The 21,399-nt window shown below is 58.8% G+C and carries 12 protein-coding genes and 1 tRNA gene; 4 read left to right on the forward strand and 9 right to left on the reverse strand.

Features of this window, described 5'->3' with window-relative positions; genetic code table 11:
* Positions 1-409: 409 nt before the first annotated feature.
* Positions 410-5,782, forward strand: coding sequence for an NACHT domain-containing protein (locus JFT85_RS18595; RefSeq protein WP_201230255.1), 5,373 nt, complete (start codon positions 410-412; stop codon positions 5,780-5,782).
* A gap of 195 nt (positions 5,783-5,977) precedes the next feature.
* Here JFT85_RS18595 and JFT85_RS18600 read toward each other — a convergent pair.
* The 5 genes from JFT85_RS18600 to rpsU all read right to left on the reverse strand — a co-directional run bounded on the left by JFT85_RS18600 (position 5,978) and on the right by rpsU (position 14,494).
* A tRNA-Ile gene (locus JFT85_RS18600) sits at positions 5,978-6,054 on the reverse strand.
* 15 nt (positions 6,055-6,069) lie between these two features.
* A complete protein-coding gene (locus JFT85_RS18605) occupies positions 6,070-9,813 on the reverse strand; it encodes an EAL domain-containing protein (protein ID WP_053258329.1) in 3,744 nt (1,247 codons plus the stop codon).
* Between the two features lie 135 nt (positions 9,814-9,948).
* Positions 9,949-11,799 carry an RNA polymerase sigma factor RpoD gene (gene rpoD, locus JFT85_RS18610; protein WP_053258328.1) on the reverse strand — a complete coding sequence of 617 codons (1,851 nt, stop codon included), beginning with the start codon at positions 11,797-11,799 and terminating at the stop codon, positions 9,949-9,951.
* A 67-nt stretch (positions 11,800-11,866) separates the two neighbouring features.
* Positions 11,867-13,837, reverse strand: coding sequence for a DNA primase (dnaG, locus tag JFT85_RS18615; RefSeq protein WP_053258327.1), 1,971 nt, complete (start codon positions 13,835-13,837; stop codon positions 11,867-11,869).
* Between the two features lie 441 nt (positions 13,838-14,278).
* Positions 14,279-14,494: a 30S ribosomal protein S21 gene (rpsU, locus tag JFT85_RS18620; protein WP_002551877.1), complete on the reverse strand. Its 216-nt coding sequence runs from the start codon at positions 14,492-14,494 to the stop codon at positions 14,279-14,281.
* Between the two features lie 203 nt (positions 14,495-14,697).
* Here rpsU and tsaD point away from each other — a divergent pair, with 203 nt between their 5' ends.
* Positions 14,698-15,723 (forward strand): tRNA (adenosine(37)-N6)-threonylcarbamoyltransferase complex transferase subunit TsaD, encoded by a 1,026-nt coding sequence (gene tsaD / locus JFT85_RS18625; protein WP_053258326.1) that lies wholly within the window; start codon positions 14,698-14,700, stop codon positions 15,721-15,723.
* A 33-nt stretch (positions 15,724-15,756) separates the two neighbouring features.
* Here the strand turns inward: tsaD and plsY are convergent, their stop codons facing one another.
* Positions 15,757-16,326, reverse strand: coding sequence for a glycerol-3-phosphate 1-O-acyltransferase PlsY (gene plsY, locus JFT85_RS18630; protein ID WP_053258325.1), 570 nt, complete (start codon positions 16,324-16,326; stop codon positions 15,757-15,759).
* 72 nt (positions 16,327-16,398) lie between these two features.
* On the opposite strand from plsY, the gene folB reads away from it, so the two are divergent.
* Both folB and folK read left to right on the forward strand, forming a co-directional pair.
* Positions 16,399-16,752, forward strand: coding sequence for a dihydroneopterin aldolase (gene folB / locus JFT85_RS18635; protein ID WP_053258324.1), 354 nt, complete (start codon positions 16,399-16,401; stop codon positions 16,750-16,752).
* The gene (folK, locus tag JFT85_RS18640) at positions 16,743-17,261 is read left to right on the forward strand and encodes a 2-amino-4-hydroxy-6-hydroxymethyldihydropteridine diphosphokinase (RefSeq protein WP_053258323.1); all 519 of its coding nucleotides are present in this window, start codon (positions 16,743-16,745) and stop codon (positions 17,259-17,261) included. Before folB ends, folK begins: the two co-directional genes overlap by 10 nt.
* Here the strand turns inward: folK and JFT85_RS18645 are convergent.
* The 3 genes from JFT85_RS18645 to JFT85_RS18655 all read right to left on the reverse strand — a co-directional run bounded on the left by JFT85_RS18645 (position 17,256) and on the right by JFT85_RS18655 (position 21,379).
* Entirely contained in the window at positions 17,256-18,485 is a 1,230-nt protein-coding gene (locus JFT85_RS18645) for a multifunctional CCA addition/repair protein (RefSeq protein ID WP_053258322.1), read from the reverse strand. The genes folK and JFT85_RS18645 overlap by 6 nt on opposite strands.
* Positions 18,486-18,548: 63 nt before the next feature.
* Positions 18,549-20,111: a SpoVR family protein gene (locus JFT85_RS18650; RefSeq protein ID WP_053258321.1), complete on the reverse strand. Its 1,563-nt coding sequence runs from the start codon at positions 20,109-20,111 to the stop codon at positions 18,549-18,551.
* Positions 20,108-21,379 carry a YeaH/YhbH family protein gene (locus JFT85_RS18655; protein ID WP_201230256.1) on the reverse strand — a complete coding sequence of 424 codons (1,272 nt, stop codon included), beginning with the start codon at positions 21,377-21,379 and terminating at the stop codon, positions 20,108-20,110. Before JFT85_RS18655 ends, JFT85_RS18650 begins: the two co-directional genes overlap by 4 nt.
* Positions 21,380-21,399 lie beyond the last annotated feature (20 nt).

Consider the following 21,399-nt stretch of genomic DNA (forward strand, 5'->3'; position numbering starts at 1 on the left):
CTTATTCAGGACGGGACACCAGACACACAAAAGCCGCGCAATGCGCGGCTTTGAGTATGGTGGGCCCAGTAGGACTCGAACCTACGACCAAGGGATTATGAGTTGCTGGGCGAGCTGGTATGCCTAGAGAAAGCGTTCGAAGGTGAACGTAGGTTGGCATAGCTGGAGGCCCCGTCGTTACTGGTGTTGAGCGTAATTTTGAGAAGGTTGCTCAAGCTGGGTACTGTACCGTGATTGTACCGATCATTAAGAGGGAAGGCTAAGGCTTCGATCTAGCTCACATTGATCGTATAAGATTGTTCGCAGCTCATTCAAATTTACTCCTTTGGCCCTAGCAAGTTGAGAGCTTCCAAAGGCGGTCATGCTTGAGAGCGCTTTTAGGACGAGACTATAAGGGGCACGGACAAGCATGACTTCGCCTGAACTTACTGGTGGCGCTGGATTCACCTACGAGGACGCTGTCACGGCGCAGTACCTGGCGGCCATGGTCGGTGATACGACTGCAGCCGCCCTTGATGGAAGGGTTGTGAAGCGGGTTGCACAGCAGCAGGCTGACTTTGGTGAGCCACTCGATGACGTGATCGTCGATGCGGCGTCCTTGGCGGATGGAACAATCATGCGCTTGTCGCTCCAGGTTAAGCGTTCGCTCACTATTTCGGGGGCGGAGACCAACACCGACTTCCGAGATGTTATTCAGCACAGTTGGCAAACGTTACAAAAGCCCGACTTTCGCGAGCACATAGATCGTGTTGGGGTGGTAACAGGGGCTGTGGCGGAAGAGACATCCCGGGCTTTCACGACCGTCTGTGAGTGGGCACGTGGTTCTGATACAACTGCGTCCTTCATGCCTCGGTTTGAAGAGGGCGGGAGTGCCTCGGCCGCTCACCGTGCTGTAGTCGCGGCGGTTCGAATGATTGCTGTGAGCGCAGGCAAACCTCTGTCTGACGATCAGTTGCATCGCCTTTTTTCGCACTTAGTACTGATCCGATTTGACTTCCTTCACGTCGGATCGACGCACGAAGCGGAGGCAATTGCCAGCCTGCAGCGTGCGCTTGCCCCTGGGCAAGTGGCGCGTGCTAGAGATTTGTGGGATCTGCTGCGCCAGATTGCTCGCGATGGCGCAGGTAGCAGCACCGTGCATACCCGCGCATCGCTGGTGCTCGCGTTGGCAGGTTGGCGTTTCGCAGGAGCTCCCGCTTTTGTCGGCGACATGCAGATTTTGCGCGAGGGTACCCGCCACTGGCTTGATCAACAGGCCAATGACATCGGAGGGACGCACCTAACTCGTCAGGTGCTACGCGACCAGCTCAGTAATCAAATTGCGGCCCACCGCCTGACGCTGATCAAAGGGCTTCCCGGTACCGGAAAGACAGTTCTGTTACGCGATCTTGTGCATGAGTTGGCCGCCGAGGGAACCACTTTGTTTCTCACGGCTAACCGGATTTCTAGCCGCAGTTGGTCGGAGCATGCTCGCGCGATAGGCTTAACGACAACCTCGATTGAGCCGTTGCTCATAGAGGTTGCGGCCACCGGTCATGCCTTGCTGCTCATCGATGGTCTAGACCGTATTGCGCCGGAACAGAGGTCTATTGTGACCGACTTGTTTGGCCAGCTTCTGACGAATCCGACGCTTTCTAATTGGCGCGTTGTCGCTACCGCGCGCGATGCTGGTATCGAGCCTCTACGCAACTGGGTTCCTCCTCTGCTGCTGGCGAGTGGTGTGGGTTATGTGGATGTGGAGAACCTGACGGACGAAGAGGCTAGCGCGCTCGCGGATTCTCTACCGGCGTTGCAGCCCCTCCTCATCGGTGGAAACGAGCGTGTACGCATACTGGCACGACGCCCGTTCTTTGCAGCTGTTCTGGCACGAGGATTTTCCCAGGCGGCCTATCCATCAGGATTCGCGCCTCAGTCGGAGGTGGATCTCGTAGACGCTTGGTGGACTCGCGGTGGCTACGACGCACATGTGCCCCAGGCGCTAGCGAGGCAGCGGGGTCTGATTGAGCTAGCACAGCGCAGCGCGCCGGATTTGGGGCGCAATATTCGCATACGTGACCTTTCGCCCGCGACACAGGAGGTACTTCCGGTGTTAGAGGAGGACGGCTTGGTGCAGCAGGTGCGTAAGGGTCATACAGCGCAATTCAGTCACGACATATTCTTCGAATGGTCGTTTCTCCACCTGTTGTTGGATCAGGGAGATGACTGGATTGATGCCCTGACCGCGGCTGGTGAACCACCGGCATTGGCGCGGGTGGCAGAACTGCTGTCGCAGGCCACTTATCTGATACCTGACCAATGGTCGCGCGAACTCCGCGCGCTCGAGCAGGCTCAGGTGAGGCCGCAGTGGTTGCGTGCTTGGCTCGTATCGCCTGTGTTCAGTCCACGCTTCGCCGAGCACGTCGACATGTTTGCTGCGGCATTGGCAGCCAACACCCATCAGCTCTTCGGGAAACTCTTGGTGTGGATGCAGGCCGAGAAGACAACGCCTAATCCAATGGTGTTGTCCGGAGTCCTTGGGGGCGATCTTGATGCTGCAGCACGCATTCGTATTGCGGATTCGCTAGGGTGGCCGTCGGACTTCGGGGCATGGCGTCGCTTGTTGATATGGGTTATCCAAGAGATCGACTCGATCCCGGATGCATACTTAAGCGATCTCGTCACACTGTTCGAAACTTGGCAGACCGCTTGCGCGGACTACCCCAACGCAGTGTCGCAGCGCATCGTCACGCAGTGTGCTGCCTGGTTGAATGCGATTGAGGATGACGAGGTGGAACGCCGGGGCAGGTACAGCAAGCCGACGAGCAATTCTGCGCCGCGCGCTCCCCGAGAACTACAGACTGAGCTGCGGGCGTTGATCTTACGCGCGGCACGGGCCTACCCGGATGTAGTGGCCGATTATCTTGCTAGGGTTGAGACAGTTGAACGCTGGTCCGACAGTGCTTTTCGCGAGCTCATGACCTACGCGCCGGTGTTGGCAGAAACACACCCGGCACAGCTAGCGAGAGTTGCCTGCCAATGGTTTTTGGAGGAGCTGCCCGATGCCACGTTGGAGAGGTGGCGCCGCGAAGCGATCCAGCAGAGCCACCGGCGCAAAGAAATCGAAGCGATTCCACCAGAGAAACGGACTCGATTCGACGAGCTAGAGATCTCGAGCCCCTTCCTAGGGCACTCTTTCTCCCATCACGACTGGGACCGGTTATCGATCGGCGCTGATCATCACGGCTACTTCCCTGCGTCGCCTCTGCGCGAACCGTTTCATTCATTGCTGATGTGCGATCCAGAAGTGGCGCTCACGCTGATCCGCGATCTGGTTAACCACGCCACCATGGCGTGGAGTCAGTTGCATAGGCACTGGCATCGCAGTAATACACCTTTACCGCTCGTACTGGAGTTTCCTTGGGGAAGGCACGAGTTTTGGGGCAGTGACCAGCATTACGCTTGGTTCCGTGGCCATGGTGGACCGCAGGTGGTGGAGTGTGCGCTTATGGCGCTGGAGCGTTGGGCCATTGCTCAGCTCGATGCCGGTCGCCCGCTGGAAGATGTGTTGCGACAGATCCTGTATGGGCACAACAGTATTGGCGTTCTGGGCATTGCAGTGCACCTCGCTCTGCGAGCCAAGGAAGCTTCGCCTACTACGCTGGCGCTGATAAGGAGCATCCGGCTGTGTCGGCTCGACTTGCAGCGCAAGGTTCAAGAGCACCAATTGCAGAGTGCCGGACTGATCGGCTTTGAGAAGGGAAGCGTTGATGCAACGCATCGACAAGCTGTTGCTGACAACATGCAGATGCCATCGCGCTCTTTGGAGCTGCGTGACTTAGTGCCGCTCTTCGTTCTTGGTGGTGATGTGACGCTGCGAGATGCATGTCGTGAGGCACTAGACGATTTTCCGAAGAAGTTGGGGTTCGCCTCTCAGGAAGAAGCGCAGGACCCCGAGCATGTGGCTGAGCTTCAGCGTACGGCGGAGCTTTGGTCTGAACTAGGCCATAGCGAAAACTACAAAGCTGAGCCGATTCCCGGCCGCAGTGATGCGGTCCAGATTTCTATGAGTAGTCCCCGGCATGAAGCTCCTGAAGTGCAAGCGGCTCTACAGCGTCATGCGCAGGTGGGGCGCGAGATGGAGTTGTGGCTGTGGGTGGAGAAGTGCTTCAGCTCGCGTCAATGGGCGCCTGGATTTTCGGCGGATGAAGCGGTCGAGCGTGCAGTGGAGCTGATTGAAGCGGCTGCGGCAGGACGATCAATTTCGCTGATGCCCGGCAGCGGGCTCACCGAAGGAGCAATTGCAGGAACCGCTGCGGCCGTAATTTGCTTTTCCGATGCGGGCGAGCATAGGGCCTGGGCTGACTCCACAGTAGAGAGTTTCTGCCTCATGCGTGAGGAGGAGGCCGATGACATATTTGCCAGATCCGTGATTCCTTGGCACCCGAAGATCTTTGTGGTGCGTGCATTGGCCGCGCGTATTAAGTCGGGCAGCGAATATCCTGATGACCGCGAGGAGCTCTATCTTCTCATCACCCATCCCCTCGACTCGATTTCCTTAGTTGCGCTCGAAGAAGTTGCTAGCTGTTGGGAGTGCGATGCACGCTTTGCCTGGTGCGGTCTAAACCTCGGGCTGCGGTTGGCACAACTCGTAAGGAGGCGAGACATGTACCGGCTCGACACCGATGCGAGGCGGCAAATAGAAACAGATCGCCGAGTCACTGCACTAGCAGCTGTGCTCGATGAGTACAGGGGGCAAGAGCCATTGCCTGTTTGGGTACGCCCCCTGCCTTCTTGGCGGCAGATCGCCTCGGATGCCGAGAGTTCGTCGGTTTTTGATGAGGACGAGGAAGACGGTTGGGCAAGCACCGATGATCTTTGGGACGGCCAATACGCCGCGAATGTCCTAAAGAGCGTCCCGGTGGGGGCGGTCATGGCGAGTTCGTATCGACTGCATTATGAGGATACCCTTGAGGCGCTTGTAAGCTGGACGCTAGACACGATTAACCCGGCATGGCGGACCGAAAGGCGCCGGGGGCGCGAGCGTGGCGACGGAAACCTCTATGGGTGGAAAGATCAGTTAGGACGGATGCTGGCAAGCGTTGCCCCCCATCTGTCTGGCAACGAAACCTTGCGGAGGCTTTTACGGCCAATCCTTGAGCAGCCCGATGAGATTGCAATGCGGCTGCTCGCCCCGTTCACTGTATCGCTGGTTTGTAGTGAAGTTCTTGATGCGCAGGAGATCCGGGATGACACGCTACATTTGCTGCAGGCTGTGCTCGAACGAACGCTAGAGACTGATGACCTCCGCCGCTCGCGATATAGCGATGGGCGCATTGGTGGATTCGACCTGCCGGAGCTGATCAAATCACTTCTCTTCGTGATCGTTGAGCGTGCGCCCGGGGCTACTCGATTCGCTAACGGTAATTGGCATGATCTTTTGAAAGTCATGCCGTTGATCGACCGTATGGTGCGTCACGCTGGCTGGCACCCCTATGTAACGCGCCAGTTCGTCACGCTATGTGAGCGTTCCGGTGCTGCCTACCCAGCTGACACGTTCGCTGACCAAATTCTGTCGCAGATCGTTGACGGACGCCTGCCCGCGGGTTGGAAGGGTAGCTCGATACCGGCCGCGATTGCGGCTCTGGTGCAGGCGCATGCTGATCGCTTGCATCCGCTGCCCGCCCCCCTGGCTCGTAAGCTGCTGCAGGTGCTTGATGCACTTGTCGACCTTGGTGATCGCCGCAGTGCCGCCTTGCAGCAAAGCGAGTCGTTTCGCGGAGTGTGTCTTGCTGGGGCAGTTTGAGTCGATCCATGTGGGGCGGTCATAGCCAAGAGCCGTACTGCGATGTAGGGAGGTCCACCTATGCACGGTGCATAGCTCACTGGAACCCTGAATCGCCCCGGGTTTCGTAGACACCTCCATGCCTTGGACCATAGGACTGTATCTGAGATGGTTCCGCCAGACACACAAAAGCCGCGCAATGCGCGGCTTTGAGTATGGTGGGCCCAGTAGGACTCGAACCTACGACCAAGGGATTATGAGTCCCCTGCTCTAACCAACTGAGCTATAGGCCCTCAGTAGGTCGCGGATTATAACGACGGTTTCCCCGCTGTGCCATCCGAAAAGTCTGAAACCCGCATATGAAGAAAGGCCTCGGCAAAAAGCTCGGGCGGCAGCGGTAGGCTGACGATGTAGCCTTGCATCTGTTCACAGCCTTCGGCGGCGAGGAAGGCCTGTTGCGCGGCGTTTTCCACGCCTTCGGCGATGATGGTGAATTGCATGCTGTGGCCCAGGGCGATGATGGCGCGCACGATGGCGGCGTCGTGGGGGTCGTCGGGCAGGCCGCGTACGAAAGACTGGTCGATCTTGAGGAAGTCCAGCGGCAGGCGCTTGAGGTAGCTGAGCGATGAATAGCCAGTGCCGAAATCATCAATCGCCAATTGCACGCCCAGGTGTTTGAGCTGGTGCAACACCTCCAGCGCTTCTTCGGCCTGGCTCATGATGAAGTTCTCGGTGATTTCCAGTTGCAGGCAGCCGGGCTCCAGGCGGTAGTCCCGCAACAGTTGTTCGATGCGCGCCAACAGGCCGGGATGACGCAGTTGCGCGCCGGCGAGGTTCACCGACAGTGGGCCGAAATCCTCGAACGTGTCTTTCCACAGGTGCATCTGGCTGCACGCTTGTTCCAGTACCCAGTCGCCAATCTGCAGGATCATGCCGTTCTCTTCGGCCAGGGCGATGAAGTGCTCGGGCGGTACGTCGCCGAAGGTCGGGTGGTGCCAGCGGATCAACGCTTCGGCGCCGATCAGTGCCTGCGTGTCCAGGCTCAGTTTCGGTTGGTAATACAAAAACAGCTCTTCACGCTCGATGGCGCGGCGCAGTTCGTGCTCCAGTGCCACGCGCTCGTTGGCTTGAGCGGTGAGGTCGCGGGTATAGCTTTCGACGCGGTTGCGGCCCTTGGCCTTGGAGCGGTACATGGCGGCGTCGGCGTTTTTGACCAGAGTGGCAACGTCGGTGCCGTCCTGCGGGTACAGGCTGGTGCCGATACTGGCGCTGATAAAAAACTCATGCTCGCCGGCCTGGAACGGTGGGGTAAAGCAGGCGAGCAGCTTGTTAGCCAGGTGCTCGGCATCGCTGGCTTGTTGCAGGCCGGGCAGCAGGATGATGAATTCGTCGCCGCCCAGGCGCGCCACGGTGTCGACGTCGCGCAGTTGCTCCTTGAGCCGCACGGCGATGTCCTTGAGCAACAGGTCGCCAACGGGATGGCCAAGGCTGTCGTTAATGTGTTTGAAACGGTCCAGGTCGAGGAACAACACGGCACCCTGGTTACCGCTTTCCTGCTGGCCATTAAGTGCCGCCTGCAAACGGCTTTCAAACAGGGTGCGATTGGGCAGCCCGGTCAGCGGATCATGATGGGCCTGGTAGTCGAGGCGGGCCTGGGCATGCTTGAGGCTGGAGATGTCGGCAAACACCGCGACAAAGTGTGTGACCACTTGATCGCGGTTGCGCACGGCACTGATGGTCAGCCAACTGGGGTACAGTTCGCCGTTCTTGCGGCGGTTGGAAATCTCACCTTGCCAGTGTCCATAAGCGGTCAACTGGTGCCACATTGCCGCATAGAATGCGCTGTCATGCAGGCCGGAGGCGAGCAGACGCGGCGTACTGCCGAGGGCTTCGGCTTCGCTGTAGCCGGTGATTTCGCTGAAGGCGCGGTTGACGGCGCTGATGTTCTGCCGGGTGTCGGTGATCAATACCCCTTCGGCCGTACTTTCGAACACGGTGGCGGCCTGTTGCAGTTTTTCCTGCATGAGTTGGCGCTCGGTAATGTCCCGCGCGATGGTCAGCATGCAATTTTCATCGGCAATGGGCAGCGGGCGGCTGGACACTTCGCACAGACGAATTTGCCCATCACTGCGTCGTATATGGCAGACGAAATCGCGGACAAAACCGTCGCGCTTCAACAGTTCCAGCATGTGCCTGCGCTCGTTGAGGTCGACCCAGATGCCCAGGTCCAGGGTTGACTGGTCAAGTGAGGTTGCGCTGGTGTACCCGGTCAGTCGGCTGAAACCCTCGTTCACTTCAATCAGTAACCCATCGCTTTGGCGGCTCAGCAGCAAGCCATCGGGGGACGCGTGGAAGGCTTTGGCGAATTTCTCTTCGGAGGTTTGTAGCTGTTGTTGGGTTTCCTTGAGCTGGCTGATGTCACGCACCACCACGACCAGGGCTTCGGTGGTGTCGAGCTGGAACGGCTCCGCGGAGATCAGCCCGGTAAACGCTTGGCCGTTGCTGCGCCGAAAGGGCATTTCCAGGTTGCGCACGCTGCTGCTTTGGACCCGTTGCAGCAGGTCGGGGCCGACGCCCTGGATGCCCCAGATATTCAGTTCGGTGGCGGTTTTGCCGACGACTTCTTCGGCGCTAAGGCCAATCTGGTCCTCGAACGCTTTATTCACTTCAAGCAGGCAGCCATCGGACATCCGCGCAATCACCAGGATGTCCGGGCATTGCTGGAACACCGAGGCAAATTTCTGCTCGGACAGTTGCAAGGCTTCTTCGGTGCGCTTGGCTTCGCTGATATCGATCATCAGGCCGCGTAGCACCGGCTCATGCCCGTGCTCGATGAGGCTGACAATGTCGCGCACCCACAAGCAGCGGCCGTCGGCGGTAATCACTCGATAATCGATGCTGTGGTCGCGGTTGGCGCGCGTTTCCCGGTAGCAATAGGCTTCAGCGCGCGTCAGGTCGGCAGGGTGGATGATGTTGCGCCAAAAACCTGGAATCAGCCAATGGGCGCGCGGGTAGCCCAGCAGTTCTTCGGCATGGGGTGATACGTAGCTGTAGGTGAAATCGCTGATGCTGGCTTCCCAGGCGATGGCGGACAGGCTCTCGACCAGGCCGCGATAGTGATATTCACTGCTGCGCAATTCCTGCTCAAGGGCGACCCGCCGGGAAATTTCCGAGCTGAGTCGCCGATTGATCCGAATCACAATGGCCAGCACGGTGCTCAACAACAACACCGCCGGTAGGCCGTATTTCAGTAAGTCGACCCAGAAGGTGCGGTGATCGGTGACGCTGCCGACCCAGTGTTGCTGGATCGCGTCGGTTTCGTCTGAACTGAGGTCGGCGAGGACTTTGTCCAGAATGCCCACCAGCATTTTCTGATCGCGCGGCACCCCCATCGCCAACTGATAGCGGTAGGGGGTTTCGCCGCTGACGTACAACCCATCGAGTTTGAGCTGGCGCAGGCTCCAGACGCTGGATGCCAGATCGCTGATTACGGCATCCACTTCGTCAGTGGCCAGTGCTTGCAGGGTCGAGCTGACATTGGGCATCGCCACTAAATTGAGGTCGGGGTGGTGGGTGCGCAGCAATTCATGAGGCGCGTAGTTCTCGACGACCGCGATCTTCAAGCCATACAGGTCCTTGAGGTTGCGCGGTTGTGCGCCGCCCTCATGGGCGAGGATGATGATGGGGAAGTCCAGATAGGGCCGTGTGAAGGCCAGGTAGTTCTGGCGCTCCGGTGTGGACATGATGCCGGGCAGCAGGTCGAGCTGGTTGTTCTTTGCCTGCTCAAGCACGGCGGTCCAGTTGACGGGCTCGACCAGCTTGATCCTGACGCCCAGGCGGTCCTGGATCAGGCGAACATAATCGGCAGCCAGGCCTTGGTAACGGCCATTTTCATCACGGTATTCGAAGGGTGGCCAGGAAGCGTCCACCCCCAGGCGCAGCTCCTGATGGTCCGCCAGCCAGCCACGCTCTTCATCGGTGAGAGTCAACGCGCCAGCCGTTGCGGTCCAGGTCAGCAGCGACAGCAGTATCACAGTCGGCAGTCTGGGCATAACGGTCTCGTTATGGCACGGGGAATGGTTCGAGTGTAGACGGGCATTGCGGGGGAGGGGGATTGCGCGGCAGTAAATCTGTAGAAAGTAATCTGCAGAAAGCAAAACCCCCGGCCTGGGCCGGGGGTTCTGGTATCACTCGTCGAGGAAGGAGCGTAGATGCTCGCTTCGCGTCGGGTGGCGCAACTTGCGCAGTGCCTTGGCTTCGATCTGACGGATCCGTTCACGGGTCACGTCAAACTGCTTACCGACTTCCTCAAGGGTGTGGTCGGTATTCATGTCGATGCCGAAACGCATGCGCAGTACCTTGGCTTCACGGGCAGTGAGGCCGGACAGTACGTCGCGAGTCGCTTCTTTAAGGCTCTCAACGGTAGCCACATCGATGGGCGACTGCATGGTCGAGTCTTCGATGAAGTCACCCAGATGGGAGTCTTCGTCATCACCAATCGGCGTTTCCATGGAGATCGGCTCTTTAGCGATCTTCAATACCTTACGGATTTTATCCTCAGGCATTTCCATGCGTTCGCCCAGCTCTTCCGGCGTCGGTTCGCGACCCATTTCCTGCAACATCTGCCGGGAAATACGGTTGAGCTTGTTGATGGTCTCGATCATGTGCACCGGAATACGGATGGTGCGGGCCTGGTCGGCGATCGAGCGAGTGATCGCCTGACGGATCCACCAGGTGGCATAAGTCGAGAACTTGTAGCCGCGACGGTATTCGAACTTGTCCACAGCCTTCATCAAGCCGATGTTGCCTTCCTGGATCAGATCGAGGAATTGCAGGCCACGGTTGGTGTACTTCTTGGCGATGGAGATCACCAGACGCAAGTTCGCTTCAACCATCTCTTTCTTCGCGCGGCGGGCCTTGGCCTCACCGATCGACATGCGACGGTTGATGTCCTTGATCTCAGCAATCGTCAGACCGGTTTCGGTTTGAAGCGCGGTCAGCTTCTGCTGGCAACGGATGATGTCCGGCTGCAGGCGACCAATGGCTTCGGCGTACTTCGCCTTGCCTTTGGCCAGTGCGTCGGTCCAGCTTTCATCCACTTCGTTGCCCGGGAACTGGCGCAGGAAGTCGGCACGCGGCATGCGTGCATCACGTACACAGAGCTGCATGATTGCGCGCTCTTGGGCACGCAGACGCTCAAGAGCACTGCGCACACGCTCAACCAGGCCTTCGAATTGCTTCGGCACCAGCTTGATTGGCATGAACAGCTCAGCCAGGGCCACCAGCTCGGCAATTGCCAGCTTGTTGCCGCGACCGTGCTTTTTCAGAGCCTTGCGGGTGATTTCCATTTGATCGGAAACCGCACCGAAACGCTGGGCAGCGATGATCGGGTCCGGGCCGCTTTCGACTTCATCTTCGTCGTCGCTGCTGGCTTCAGCATCGTCGTCGTCGGTGTCGTCGTCGGCTTTAGGGGCCTTCGGGTCGACGGGCGGCGGTACTTCGGCGGCAGGCGGCGCAATGCCGTCGTCCGGGTCGATATAACCGCTCAGAACGTCGGACAGGCGACCACCTTCGGTGGTGACGCGGGTGTACTCGGAGAGAATGTGGTCAACCGTGCCAGGGAAGTGCGCAATTGCGCCCATCACTTCGCGGATACCCTCTTCGATACGCTTGGCGATTTCAATTTCGCCTTCGCGTGTCAGCAGCTCGACAGTACCCATTTCACGCATATACATGCGCACCGGGTCTGTCGTGCGGCCAATATCGGTCTCTACTGCAGCCAGCGCGGCAGCGGCTTCTTCAGCGGCGGCCTCGTCGGTATCAGCGTCGGCCAGCATAAGGGAATCCTTATCTGGCGCGACTTCGAATACGTTGATCCCCATGTCATTAATCATGCGGATGATGTCTTCCACCTGCTCTGGATCTGAAATATCCTCAGGCAGGTGGTCGTTGACCTCCGCGTAAGTCAGGTAACCCTGCTCACGACCGAGTGTGATCAACTCTTTGATACGAGACTGCTGTTGCGCTTTTCCGGACATAACACCCTATCCACTGAAGGTCTTGGCGGGCAAAAAACAAGCCGAGGATTATACCCGAGCTATGACCTCACACGCCAGCTGAGGTCGGGTTTGATGCGGAAACATTCTGTTTTAAGAGGTCACGCATCTGTTTTGCTATCTGAATTTGCTCTTCAGCCGACAATCCCGGCTGCCTCGCTCTTTTGATGAGTTCATCGAGGGTCTGCGTATGCTGACCCGCTGATAACCTAGTAATGGTGTCTAAAAACTGTTGTTCAAGGTTATCGCCGTCAATTAGCCACTCCTTTTCCGCAAGTGCTTTAAGAAGGCGGCCTTGTTCGGTGCCATGCCAACGAGCCATCAACTGAATTGAGTTTAGCTTAGGATTTTTCTGTACCGCCTCGATCAAGGCGATCAGTACCTGAGCATAGGTGTTGCTCTCGTTGGCAAAATGCTCGGCGCTTTCGACCCTTTCCGCCAATTGCGGGTGGTGAATAAGCGTACGCAACGCAATAAGCGTCGGGGCTTCTACCGCGACGGGGGTGCGTGGAGCGTAGGGCTCATCGCGATCACCGCGCTTACCGTTCTTGCTCCAGGGTTTCTTGTCCCATTTTTTACCGCCGGCGCCGGGCTTTTTCGGTGTCCACTCCTGCTGGGGCGCGTAGGCCTCCTGCGGTTGGTGGAAGTCGGAATAGTCCGGCATGGCGTCGTAATCCATGCCTGGGTCGTACGCGGGTGGCGCGTCTTGCGGTGCGTTGTGTACCAGCTGGCTGACGGCTTCGCCGCTCAAGCCGGTGATTTCCAGCAGTCGCATGCGCATCAGTGATTTCAGGTTGGCGCCCGGCACTTTGTCGATCAGCGGTGCCGCAAGGGTGGCCATGTGGGCCTTGCCTTCGAGGGAGCGCGGGTCGGCTTCTTCAGTCAGCTGCTGGAAGAAATAGTCCGCCAGGGGCTGCGCATGCTGATTAATGCGCGCGCGGAAAGCGTCGGTGCCTTCGGAGCGCACCAGGGTGTCCGGGTCTTCGCCTTCCGGCAGAAACAAAAAGCGCGCACGGCGGCCATCCTGCAGGCTCGACAGCGTGGCTTCGAGTGCGCGCCAGGCGGCGTTACGGCCAGCCTGGTCACCGTCGAAGCAGAACAATACGCTGGGCACAACGCGAAACAGGCGTTTCATGTGTTCTTCGCTGGTGGCGGTCCCCAGCGTGGCGACGGCATTGCGCAGGCCCTGCTGGGCGAGGGCAATCACGTCCATGTAGCCTTCCACCACGATGATTTCATCGAGGTTGCGATTGTTTTTGCGCGCCTCGAACAGGCCGTAGAGTTCCTGGCCTTTATGAAATACCGGGGTTTCCGGGGAGTTCAGGTACTTGGGTTTATCGTCCCCCAGCACTCGGCCGCCGAAAGCGATGATCCGGCCACGGCTGTCGCGGATCGGGAACATCACGCGGTCGCGGAACCGGTCGTAGCGCTTGCCCGTCTCGGCGTTTTCCACCAGCAGGCCGGCGTCGATCATCGCCTTCTGTTGCAGCGTGTCACTGCTCAGGTGCTTGTACAGGTTGTCCCAGCCAGGCGGGGCGAAGCCGAGGCCGAAGTCCCTGGCGATCTCGCCCGTGAGGCCGCGGCCCTTGAGGTAATCGACGGCAGCCTTGCGCTGCGGATGGCTTTTAAGCGCCTGACGATAGAAGTCGGCAGCGGCCGTCAGCAGCGGGTACAGCGGCGAATCGGTGGGTTGTCGCGGTTTGTGCGGGCGACCACTTTCTTCGCGAGGGATCTCCATGCCGGCGGCTTTCGCCAGTTCCTCGACAGCCTGGGGGAAGTCCAGGTTGTCGTGGTCCATGATGAAGCCGAGGGCATTGCCGCCCGCGCCGCAGCCGAAACAGTAGTAGAACTGCTTGTCGGGGCTGACGCTGAACGACGGGGTTTTTTCTTTGTGAAACGGGCAGCAGGCGGTGTAGTTCTTGCCAGCCTTCTTCATTTGCACGCGCGAGCTGACAACATCGACGATGTCGGTGCGGTTCAGAAGGTCGTCAATAAAGCTCTGGGGAATTAGCCCGGCCATGGCGTTCTCGTCATCACTGCGTGTCAATGAGGCCCGTGAAGTGCTCGGGCGCGCAAATTGTGCGGCTCGATCAACTGTCGTCTGCTTGGGCTGTCAGGAAGTGTATCTGCCGAACATTCACTGACGTTAATTTCAATCAGATTTCGGCATGGAAATGTTGCCCGGGAGTCCGGTCTTGGCCGTTTGCGGGCCTCGGAAGCTCATCGGTGGGCGCAGTCGATCTGTTGATCGCCTGTTAAAAAATAAGTGTGCTCGTCAGTAGCCTTGTTAGGCTCGTCAGAAGAGACGCGCACCGCTGGCAGAAGAGCCAGTCCTGACGTTTGAAGCAGTGTCTCGGTCGCGTGTGCGGCGTCGACGATGAAGCATCAAGCGATATCCGCAAATGCCAACAGCCCAGCTGAGGGCCGGGCTTGGCAGAAGCTTGCTACGAACGTCTGTGTATTAGTACAGACGAACGGCGCGGCGCTGTTCGCGCTGAACTTTCTTGGCGTGACGCTTAACAGCGGCTGCTGCTTTACGCTTACGCTCAGAAGTTGGCTTCTCATAAAATTCGCGGCTACGAACTTCAGCCAGAACACCGGCTTTTTCGCAGGAGCGCTTGAAACGACGCAGAGCTACGTCGAAGGGTTCGTTCTCTTTTACTTTGACGGCTGGCATCCAGAGCTACCTTCTTTCATTACCGGGAATCAACGTTCTCGTCGCAAAAAATTCGCGGCTGAGGTCGTCGGTTTTTAAGGGTTGCGGATGTTAACCCCTCATTGCCCGGAATGCAAAGCCTCTGATCGAAAACCGCTAGTCGGGAGGGGGAGTGGCGACTATTATGCGCGCCTTCGAATTCAGCCTCTACAAGGCGCAAACCCATGCTAGTACTGGGACTTGAAACCTCCTGCGACGAAACCGGTGTCGCACTTTACGACAGTGAACGCGGGCTTTTGGCCGATGCGCTGTTCAGTCAGATCGACCTGCATCGCGCCTACGGCGGCGTGGTGCCGGAGCTGGCCAGCCGTGATCACGTCAAACGCATGCTGCCGTTGATTCGCCAGGTGTTGGACGAGGCCGGCTGCGTGCCGACCGAGATCGATGCAATCGCTTACACCGCCGGCCCTGGATTGGTCGGAGCCCTGCTGGTTGGGGCCTCTTGCGCTCAGGCACTGGCGTTTGCCTGGGGCATTCCTGCCCTGGGTGTGCACCACATGGAGGGGCATTTGCTGGCCCCGATGTTGGAAAAAACACCGCCAGAGTTCCCGTTCGTCGCTTTGTTGGTTTCCGGCGGCCATACGCAGCTGGTTCAGGTCGATGGAATAGGCCAATACACGCTTTTGGGCGAGTCTCTGGATGACGCGGCCGGCGAAGCTTTCGACAAAACCGCGAAGATGATGGGCCTCAATTACCCTGGTGGGCCGGAAATCGCCCGTCTTGCCGAAAAAGGCGTCCCGGGCCGCTACACGTTCCCGCGCCCGATGTGTGATCGCCCTGGCCTGATGTTCAGCTTCAGCGGCTTGAAAACCTCGGCGCTCAACACTTGGCAGCAGAGCGTCAGCGCCGGGGACGACAGTGAGCAAGCCCGTTGCGACATCGCGCTGGCGTTCCAGCAGGCCGTGGTGGAGACTTTAACCATCAAGTGCAAGCGAGCCCTCAAGCAGGCCGGCATGAAGCGCCTGGTGATCGCGGGCGGCGTCAGCGCCAACAAGGCCCTGCGCACCTCGCTGGAAAAAATGCTCGGCGACATGAAGGGCGATGTGTTTTACGCGCGCCCTGAGTTCTGCACCGACAACGGCGCAATGATTGCGTATGCCGGTTGCCAGCGCCTGCAGGCCGGCCAGCATGAGAGCCTGGCGATCAGCGTGCAGGCACGCTGGCCGATGGAACAACTGACACCGTTGTAAGCGGCGGATGTGAGCCGGGCTCATCGAAGGTATTTAAAAATGCCGTTCGCGCCCGGCAAACAGGTCGCGTAAATTGCCGCGGTGGCGCCAGACGATCAGCAGCGTCAGTACGCTCATCGGCAGCAGCGCTGCCGGTTCTTGCCAAGCCAGTAATGGCAGGGTGAGCGGCGTGGCGATCAGTGCGGCCAGGGAGCTTGTACGGGTCAGGTAGAACGTCAGTAACCAGGCGAGCACGGCCAGCAGCGCTGCCGGAGGGTAAATCCCCAGCAACATGCCGGCCGCCGTGGCGACACCCTTGCCACCGCGAAAGCGGAAGTACAGCGGAAACAGATGGCCCAGGACGGCAGACACGCCCACCCAGGCTTGTTGTTGCAGGCTAAGGCCGAGGTAGTTGGCGAGCAGCACGGGCAGCAGGCCCTTGCACACGTCGCCCAGCAGCGTCAGCACGGCGAGTTTCTTGCCGGCCAGGCGCAACATATTGGTGGCGCCGGCATTGCCTGAGCCACTCATTCGCGGGTCGGGATTTCCCGTCAGGCGGCTGAGCAAAATGGCGAAGGACAGCGAGCCGAGCAGGTAGGCGAGAGTCGCCAGTAACCAAAACATGCTAACTATTCCGGGCGAGGACGCCCTGATTCTAACGGGGCAACGCGCCCTTGTCGTGCTGCGGAGAAGAGCTTGGACAGAGTGTTTATCGAAGGCCTGGAAGTCGACACCGTGATCGGGGCCTACGACTGGGAGCGCGGCATCAAGCAATGTCTGCGTCTGGACCTGAGCTTTGCCTGGGACAACCGCCCGGCTGCGGCGGGTGACGATCTGACCCTGGCGCTCGACTACGCCAGCGTATCTGCGCGTATCCAGGCCTTTGCCGAGCAATCCCAGTACCAGTTGGTAGAAACCTTTGCCGAGCGTCTGGCCGAAGTGCTGATGCGTGAATTTCAGATTCCCTGGCTGCACCTCAAGTTGACCAAGCCCGGCGCCGTACCGGCCGCCAAAGGCGTGGGCGTGGAGATCGAGCGCGGATGTCGCTAACTCAGATTTACCTTGGCCTTGGCAGCAATATCGAGCGCGAGCGCCATTTGGTCGCTGGCCTGGATGCGCTGGCGAGCTTCTTGATCGATGTGCGCTGTTCTCCAGTGTTCGAAAGCCAGCCGGTGGGCATCAAAAGCGGGCCATTCTTCAATCTGGTGGTGTCGGCCTATACCGACCTGCCGCTGATGGAGCTGGATCGTCGGTTGAAATTCATCGAGGCCGATAATGGTCGCTATGCCCCGGACCGCAAGGGGCTGCCGCTGGACATCGATGTGTTGCTGTACGGCGAGCTGGTGGGCAATTTCGATGGCTTGATCCTGCCGCGAGCAGAGATCCTGAAAAACGCCTTTGTGCTGTGGCCGCTGTCGTTGATGGCGCCCGATCGTGTGCACCCGGAGGCGGGCAAGACATTGGCGCAGCTATGGCGCGATGCGCAGATTGATCAAGTGCTGGCGCCCGTCGGTTTTGAGTGGCAGGGCCAGCAGCTGACGCCGGACGCGCCCCTATAGGGCGCGTTGTTCTTTGTAGACTTTCAACACCCTGAGCCGCTCACGCTTGAGCGCCTCACCGAGCTCGGGGCCTTTGAAACCTTTCTCCAGTAAAGGCGCCACAGGCACCTCGCGTGCCGCTTTCGCCGCGCCGCGTAAATAATCCGCTTGTGGATAACTTCTTTGCTCCAGGCCTTTGCGGCCCCGCGCGTCCATTTCACAGCTCACCACGAATTCTTCAAAACGCTGTGGCCTGCGATAAACATCGAAACTCTGCAGCAACTCCAACAATGTCGAAGCTTTCAGCTCCAGCGCGCGATGGCCATGGGTGTGATATTGGCCGACAAGCAGGGCCAGTTCCTGACAATCCTTCGGCACCTTGAAGCGCTCGTTCATCGCCTTGATCAGCTTCAGGCCGGTATGTTCGTGGGCAATATGCTGCGGCAACTTATCCACAGGTGTCAGGCCTTTGCCCACGTCATGCAGCAGGCAAGCCCAGCGCACGGTGAGCGGCTGTTGGTGCAGGGCCGCCTGTTCCAGCACGCTCAGGGTATGTAGGCCGGTGTCGATTTCCGGGTGATGGGCTGCGGGTTGCGGTACGCCGAACAGGGCGTCCACTTCCGGCATCAGGGTTTTCAGCGCGTTGCAGTCGCGCAGTACTTGAATAAAGACCTGAGGCTGATCCTCCATCAGCGCCCGGGAAATTTCTTTCCAACTGCGCTCGGGTGTCAGGGCGTCCAGTTCGCCGGATTCGCTGAGCTGGCGCATCAGCTCTATCGTTGGCGGCGCGACGGTAAACCCGAGGTGAGCGTAACGTGCTGAAAAGCGTGCAACGCGCAGTACGCGGAGGGGATCTTCGGCAAACGCGGGGGAAACGTGACGCAAAAGACGCGCTGCCAAATCACGCTGGCCGTGATAGGGATCGGTCAGGTTGCCGTCGTCATCCTCCGCCATGGCATTGATGGTCAGGTCGCGACGAATCAGGTCTTCTTCCAGCGTCACCTCGGGGCTGGCATGGAACACAAACCCCCCATAACCCCGGCCGCTCTTGCGTTCGGTGCGGGCGAGGGCGTATTCGTCGCCGTTTTTGGGGTCCAGGAATACCGGAAAGTCAGCACCCACCGGCTTATAGCCCTTGGCGAGCATTTCTTCGGTGGTTGCGCCGACAACAACCCGGTCGATGTCGGTGACCTTGATGCCCAGCAAGCGGTCACGCACCGCACCGCCGACTTTGTAGATTTTCATGAAAAAGCCTCCATTAGCGGCACAGGATAACGCCTGTGCCTGACCAATGGAGGCTTTGCTGTTTCAGAGATGAACGACGGCCAGGTCCAGGCGGCCGTAGTCGTTGTCGTTGTGATCACTGCGTGGCGGTACGTGGTGGGTCTTCATCACTTGATCGCCCTGCAGGGTTTCCAGGTGAATGTCGAAGCCCCATAACCGATGCAGGTGCTTGAGCACTTCCTCGGTGGATTCGCCCAGAGGTTTGCGGTCGTGCTGTTGATGGCGCAGGGTCAGCGAGCGGTCGCCGCGTACATCGATGCTGTAGATCTGCACGTTAGGCTCACGGTTGCCCAGGTTGTACTGCGCCGCCAGGGTTTCACGGATGGTGCGGTAGCCGGGTTCGTCATGAATTGCCGGCACCACCAAGTCATCCTTGAGGTCGTCATCCATGATGCTGAACAGCTTGAGGTCGCGAATCACCTGGGGTGACAGGTACTGCAGGATGAAGCTCTCATCCTTGAAGCTGCTCATGGCGAACTTGATGGTCGACAGCCAATCGCTGCCGGCGATTTCCGGGAACCAGCGACGGTCCTCTTCGGTGGGGTGCTCGCACATGCGCCGGATATCGCGATACATCGCAAAGCCCAGCGCGTAAGGGTTGATGCCACTGTAATACGGGCTGTCAAAACCGGGCTGGAACACCACGCTGGTATGCGAGGTGAGGAACTCCATCATGAAGCCGTCGGTGACCAGGCCCTCGTCATACAGGTCATTCATCAAGGTGTAGTGCCAGAACGTGGCCCAGCCTTCGTTCATCACCTGGGTCTGACGCTGTGGATAAAAGTACTGGGCGATCTTGCGCACAATGCGCACGATTTCCCGCTGCCACGGTTCCAGCAGTGGCGCGTGTTTTTCCAGGAAATAGAGGATGTTTTCCTGAGGTTCGGCGGGGAAGCGCGCATTGTCTTTGTCGCTGTTCTTGCCGGCGCGTTTTGGAATGGTGCGCCACAGGTCGTTGATCTGTTTCTGCAAGTGCTCCTCACGCTCCTTCTGGCGCAGACGTTCTTCCTCGGCAGAAATCGGGTACGGACGTTTGTAGCGATCAACCCCGTAGTTCATCAGGGCGTGGCAGGAATCGAGCAAGTCCTCCACCGCGTCGATGCCATGGCGCTCCTCGCACTGCATGATGTACTGCTTGGCGAACACCAGATAATCGATGATCGAGCTGGCATCGGTCCAGGTGCGGAACAGGTAATTGCCTTTGAAGAAGCTGTTATGCCCGTAGCAGGCATGGGCCACCACCAAGGCCTGCATGCAGATGGTGTTTTCCTCCATCAGATAGGCGATGCACGGGTCGGAGTTGATGACGATCTCGTAGGCCAGGCCCATCTGGCCGCGGGTGTAGGACTTTTCAGTGCTGAGGAAGTGCTTGCCATAGGACCAGTGGTGATAACCCAAGGGCATGCCGACCGACGCATACGCATCCATCATCTGTTCAGCGGTGATGACTTCGATCTGGTTAGGGTAAGTGTCCAAGGCATAACCCGCCGCAATACGGCTGATTTCCCGGTCATAGGCCTGGATCAGTTCAAAGGTCCACTCGGACCCCGTGGAAATGGGTTGGCGCTTATGCGCTTTGGCCGTCATGTCACTAACCTGCGCTGGAAGAGTTCACGGAAGACCGGGTAGATATCGCCGGCCGAGACCAGTTGCTGCTGGGCGAAGGTATCGGCAAAGGCTTCGCCGATGCGCTCGTACTCGAACCACAGGGCCTGGTGCTCACGGGGAGTAATTTCGACATACGTGTAGTACTGCACAAACGGCATGATCTGGTTGATCAGGATGTCGCGGCAGATGGGCGAATCATCGTTCCAGTTGTCGCCATCGGAAGCCTGGGCGGCGTAGATATTCCACTCGTTGGCCGGGTAGCGCTCGGCCATGATCTCCTGCATCAGCTTCAACGCACTGGACACGATGGTGCCGCCGGTTTCCCGCGAGTAAAAGAACTCCTCTTCGTCCACTTCCCGGGCGCTGGTGTGATGGCGGATAAACACCACGTCGATCTTGTCGTAGTTCCGCTTCAGAAACAGGTACAGCAGGATGAAGAAGCGCTTGGCGATGTCCTTGGTGGCTTGGGTCATGGAGCCCGACACGTCCATCAGGCAGAACATGACCGCCTTGGAACTCGGGTTGGGTTGCTTCACCAGCAGGTTGTATTTGAGGTCAAAGGTATCAAGAAACGGCACACGGTGAATTCGCGCGCTGAGCTTCTCGATTTCTGCCTCGATTTCCTGGATATCGCCGAAGTTGTCCGGTTCTTCTCGCTTCAAACGCGCCAACTCTTCCTTGGCCTGTTTCAGTTTGGCGCGGCTGCTGCCCGACAGTGCGATGCGGCGTGCATGAGCCGAGCGCAGGGTGCGGATGATGTTGATCCGTGACGGATTACCCTCGTTGCTGATCCCGGCGCGCACGGTTTTGAACGTATCGGTGCCGGTCAGGTTGCGTTTGACCAGGTTGGGCAGCTCCAGGTCCTCGAACATGAATTCGAGGAATTCTTCCTGGGTAATCTGGAACACGAACTCATCCATGCCTTCGCCGGAGTTACCGGCTTTGCCCGGGCCCTTGCCGCCGCCGCCACCTTGGGGGCGTTGGATGTGCTCGCCGGTGGTGAACTCCTTGTTGCCGGGGTGCACGACGCTCTGTTTGCCGCCCCGGCCATGGTGCAGCACCGGTTCGTCGATGTCCCGTCCGGGAATGCTGATTTGTTCGCCGTGCTCCATGTCGGTGATGGAGCGGCGGCTGACGGCCTCTTCAACCGCCTTTTTGATGTGGTCACGGTAACGCCGCAGGAAACGCTGGCGGTTTACCGTGCTCTTGTTCTTGCCATTAAGGCGTCGGTCGATCACATAGCTCATGGGGAGCCCTCCGGGCAGCT

The sequence above is a fragment of the Pseudomonas sp. TH04 genome (assembly GCF_016651355.1).
Taxonomy (GTDB): domain Bacteria; phylum Pseudomonadota; class Gammaproteobacteria; order Pseudomonadales; family Pseudomonadaceae; genus Aquipseudomonas; species Aquipseudomonas fluorescens.

What these genes read in the sequence shown, in the direction of transcription:
- JFT85_RS18595 (WP_201230255.1), top strand. Translation starts at nt 410, where the DNA reads ATGACTTCGCCTGAACTTACTGGTGGCGCTGGATTCACCTACGAGGAC.
- JFT85_RS18605 (WP_053258329.1), bottom strand. Translation starts at nt 9,813, where the DNA reads ATGCCCAGACTGCCGACTGTGATACTGCTGTCGCTGCTGACCTGGACC.
- rpoD (WP_053258328.1), bottom strand. Translation starts at nt 11,799, where the DNA reads ATGTCCGGAAAAGCGCAACAGCAGTCTCGTATCAAAGAGTTGATCACA.
- dnaG (WP_053258327.1), bottom strand. Translation starts at nt 13,837, where the DNA reads ATGGCCGGGCTAATTCCCCAGAGCTTTATTGACGACCTTCTGAACCGC.
- rpsU (WP_002551877.1), bottom strand. Translation starts at nt 14,494, where the DNA reads ATGCCAGCCGTCAAAGTAAAAGAGAACGAACCCTTCGACGTAGCTCTG.
- tsaD (WP_053258326.1), top strand. Translation starts at nt 14,698, where the DNA reads ATGCTAGTACTGGGACTTGAAACCTCCTGCGACGAAACCGGTGTCGCA.
- plsY (WP_053258325.1), bottom strand. Translation starts at nt 16,326, where the DNA reads ATGTTTTGGTTACTGGCGACTCTCGCCTACCTGCTCGGCTCGCTGTCC.
- folK (WP_053258323.1), top strand. Translation starts at nt 16,743, where the DNA reads ATGTCGCTAACTCAGATTTACCTTGGCCTTGGCAGCAATATCGAGCGC.
- JFT85_RS18645 (WP_053258322.1), bottom strand. Translation starts at nt 18,485, where the DNA reads ATGAAAATCTACAAAGTCGGCGGTGCGGTGCGTGACCGCTTGCTGGGC.
- JFT85_RS18650 (WP_053258321.1), bottom strand. Translation starts at nt 20,111, where the DNA reads ATGACGGCCAAAGCGCATAAGCGCCAACCCATTTCCACGGGGTCCGAG.
- JFT85_RS18655 (WP_201230256.1), bottom strand. Translation starts at nt 21,379, where the DNA reads ATGAGCTATGTGATCGACCGACGCCTTAATGGCAAGAACAAGAGCACG.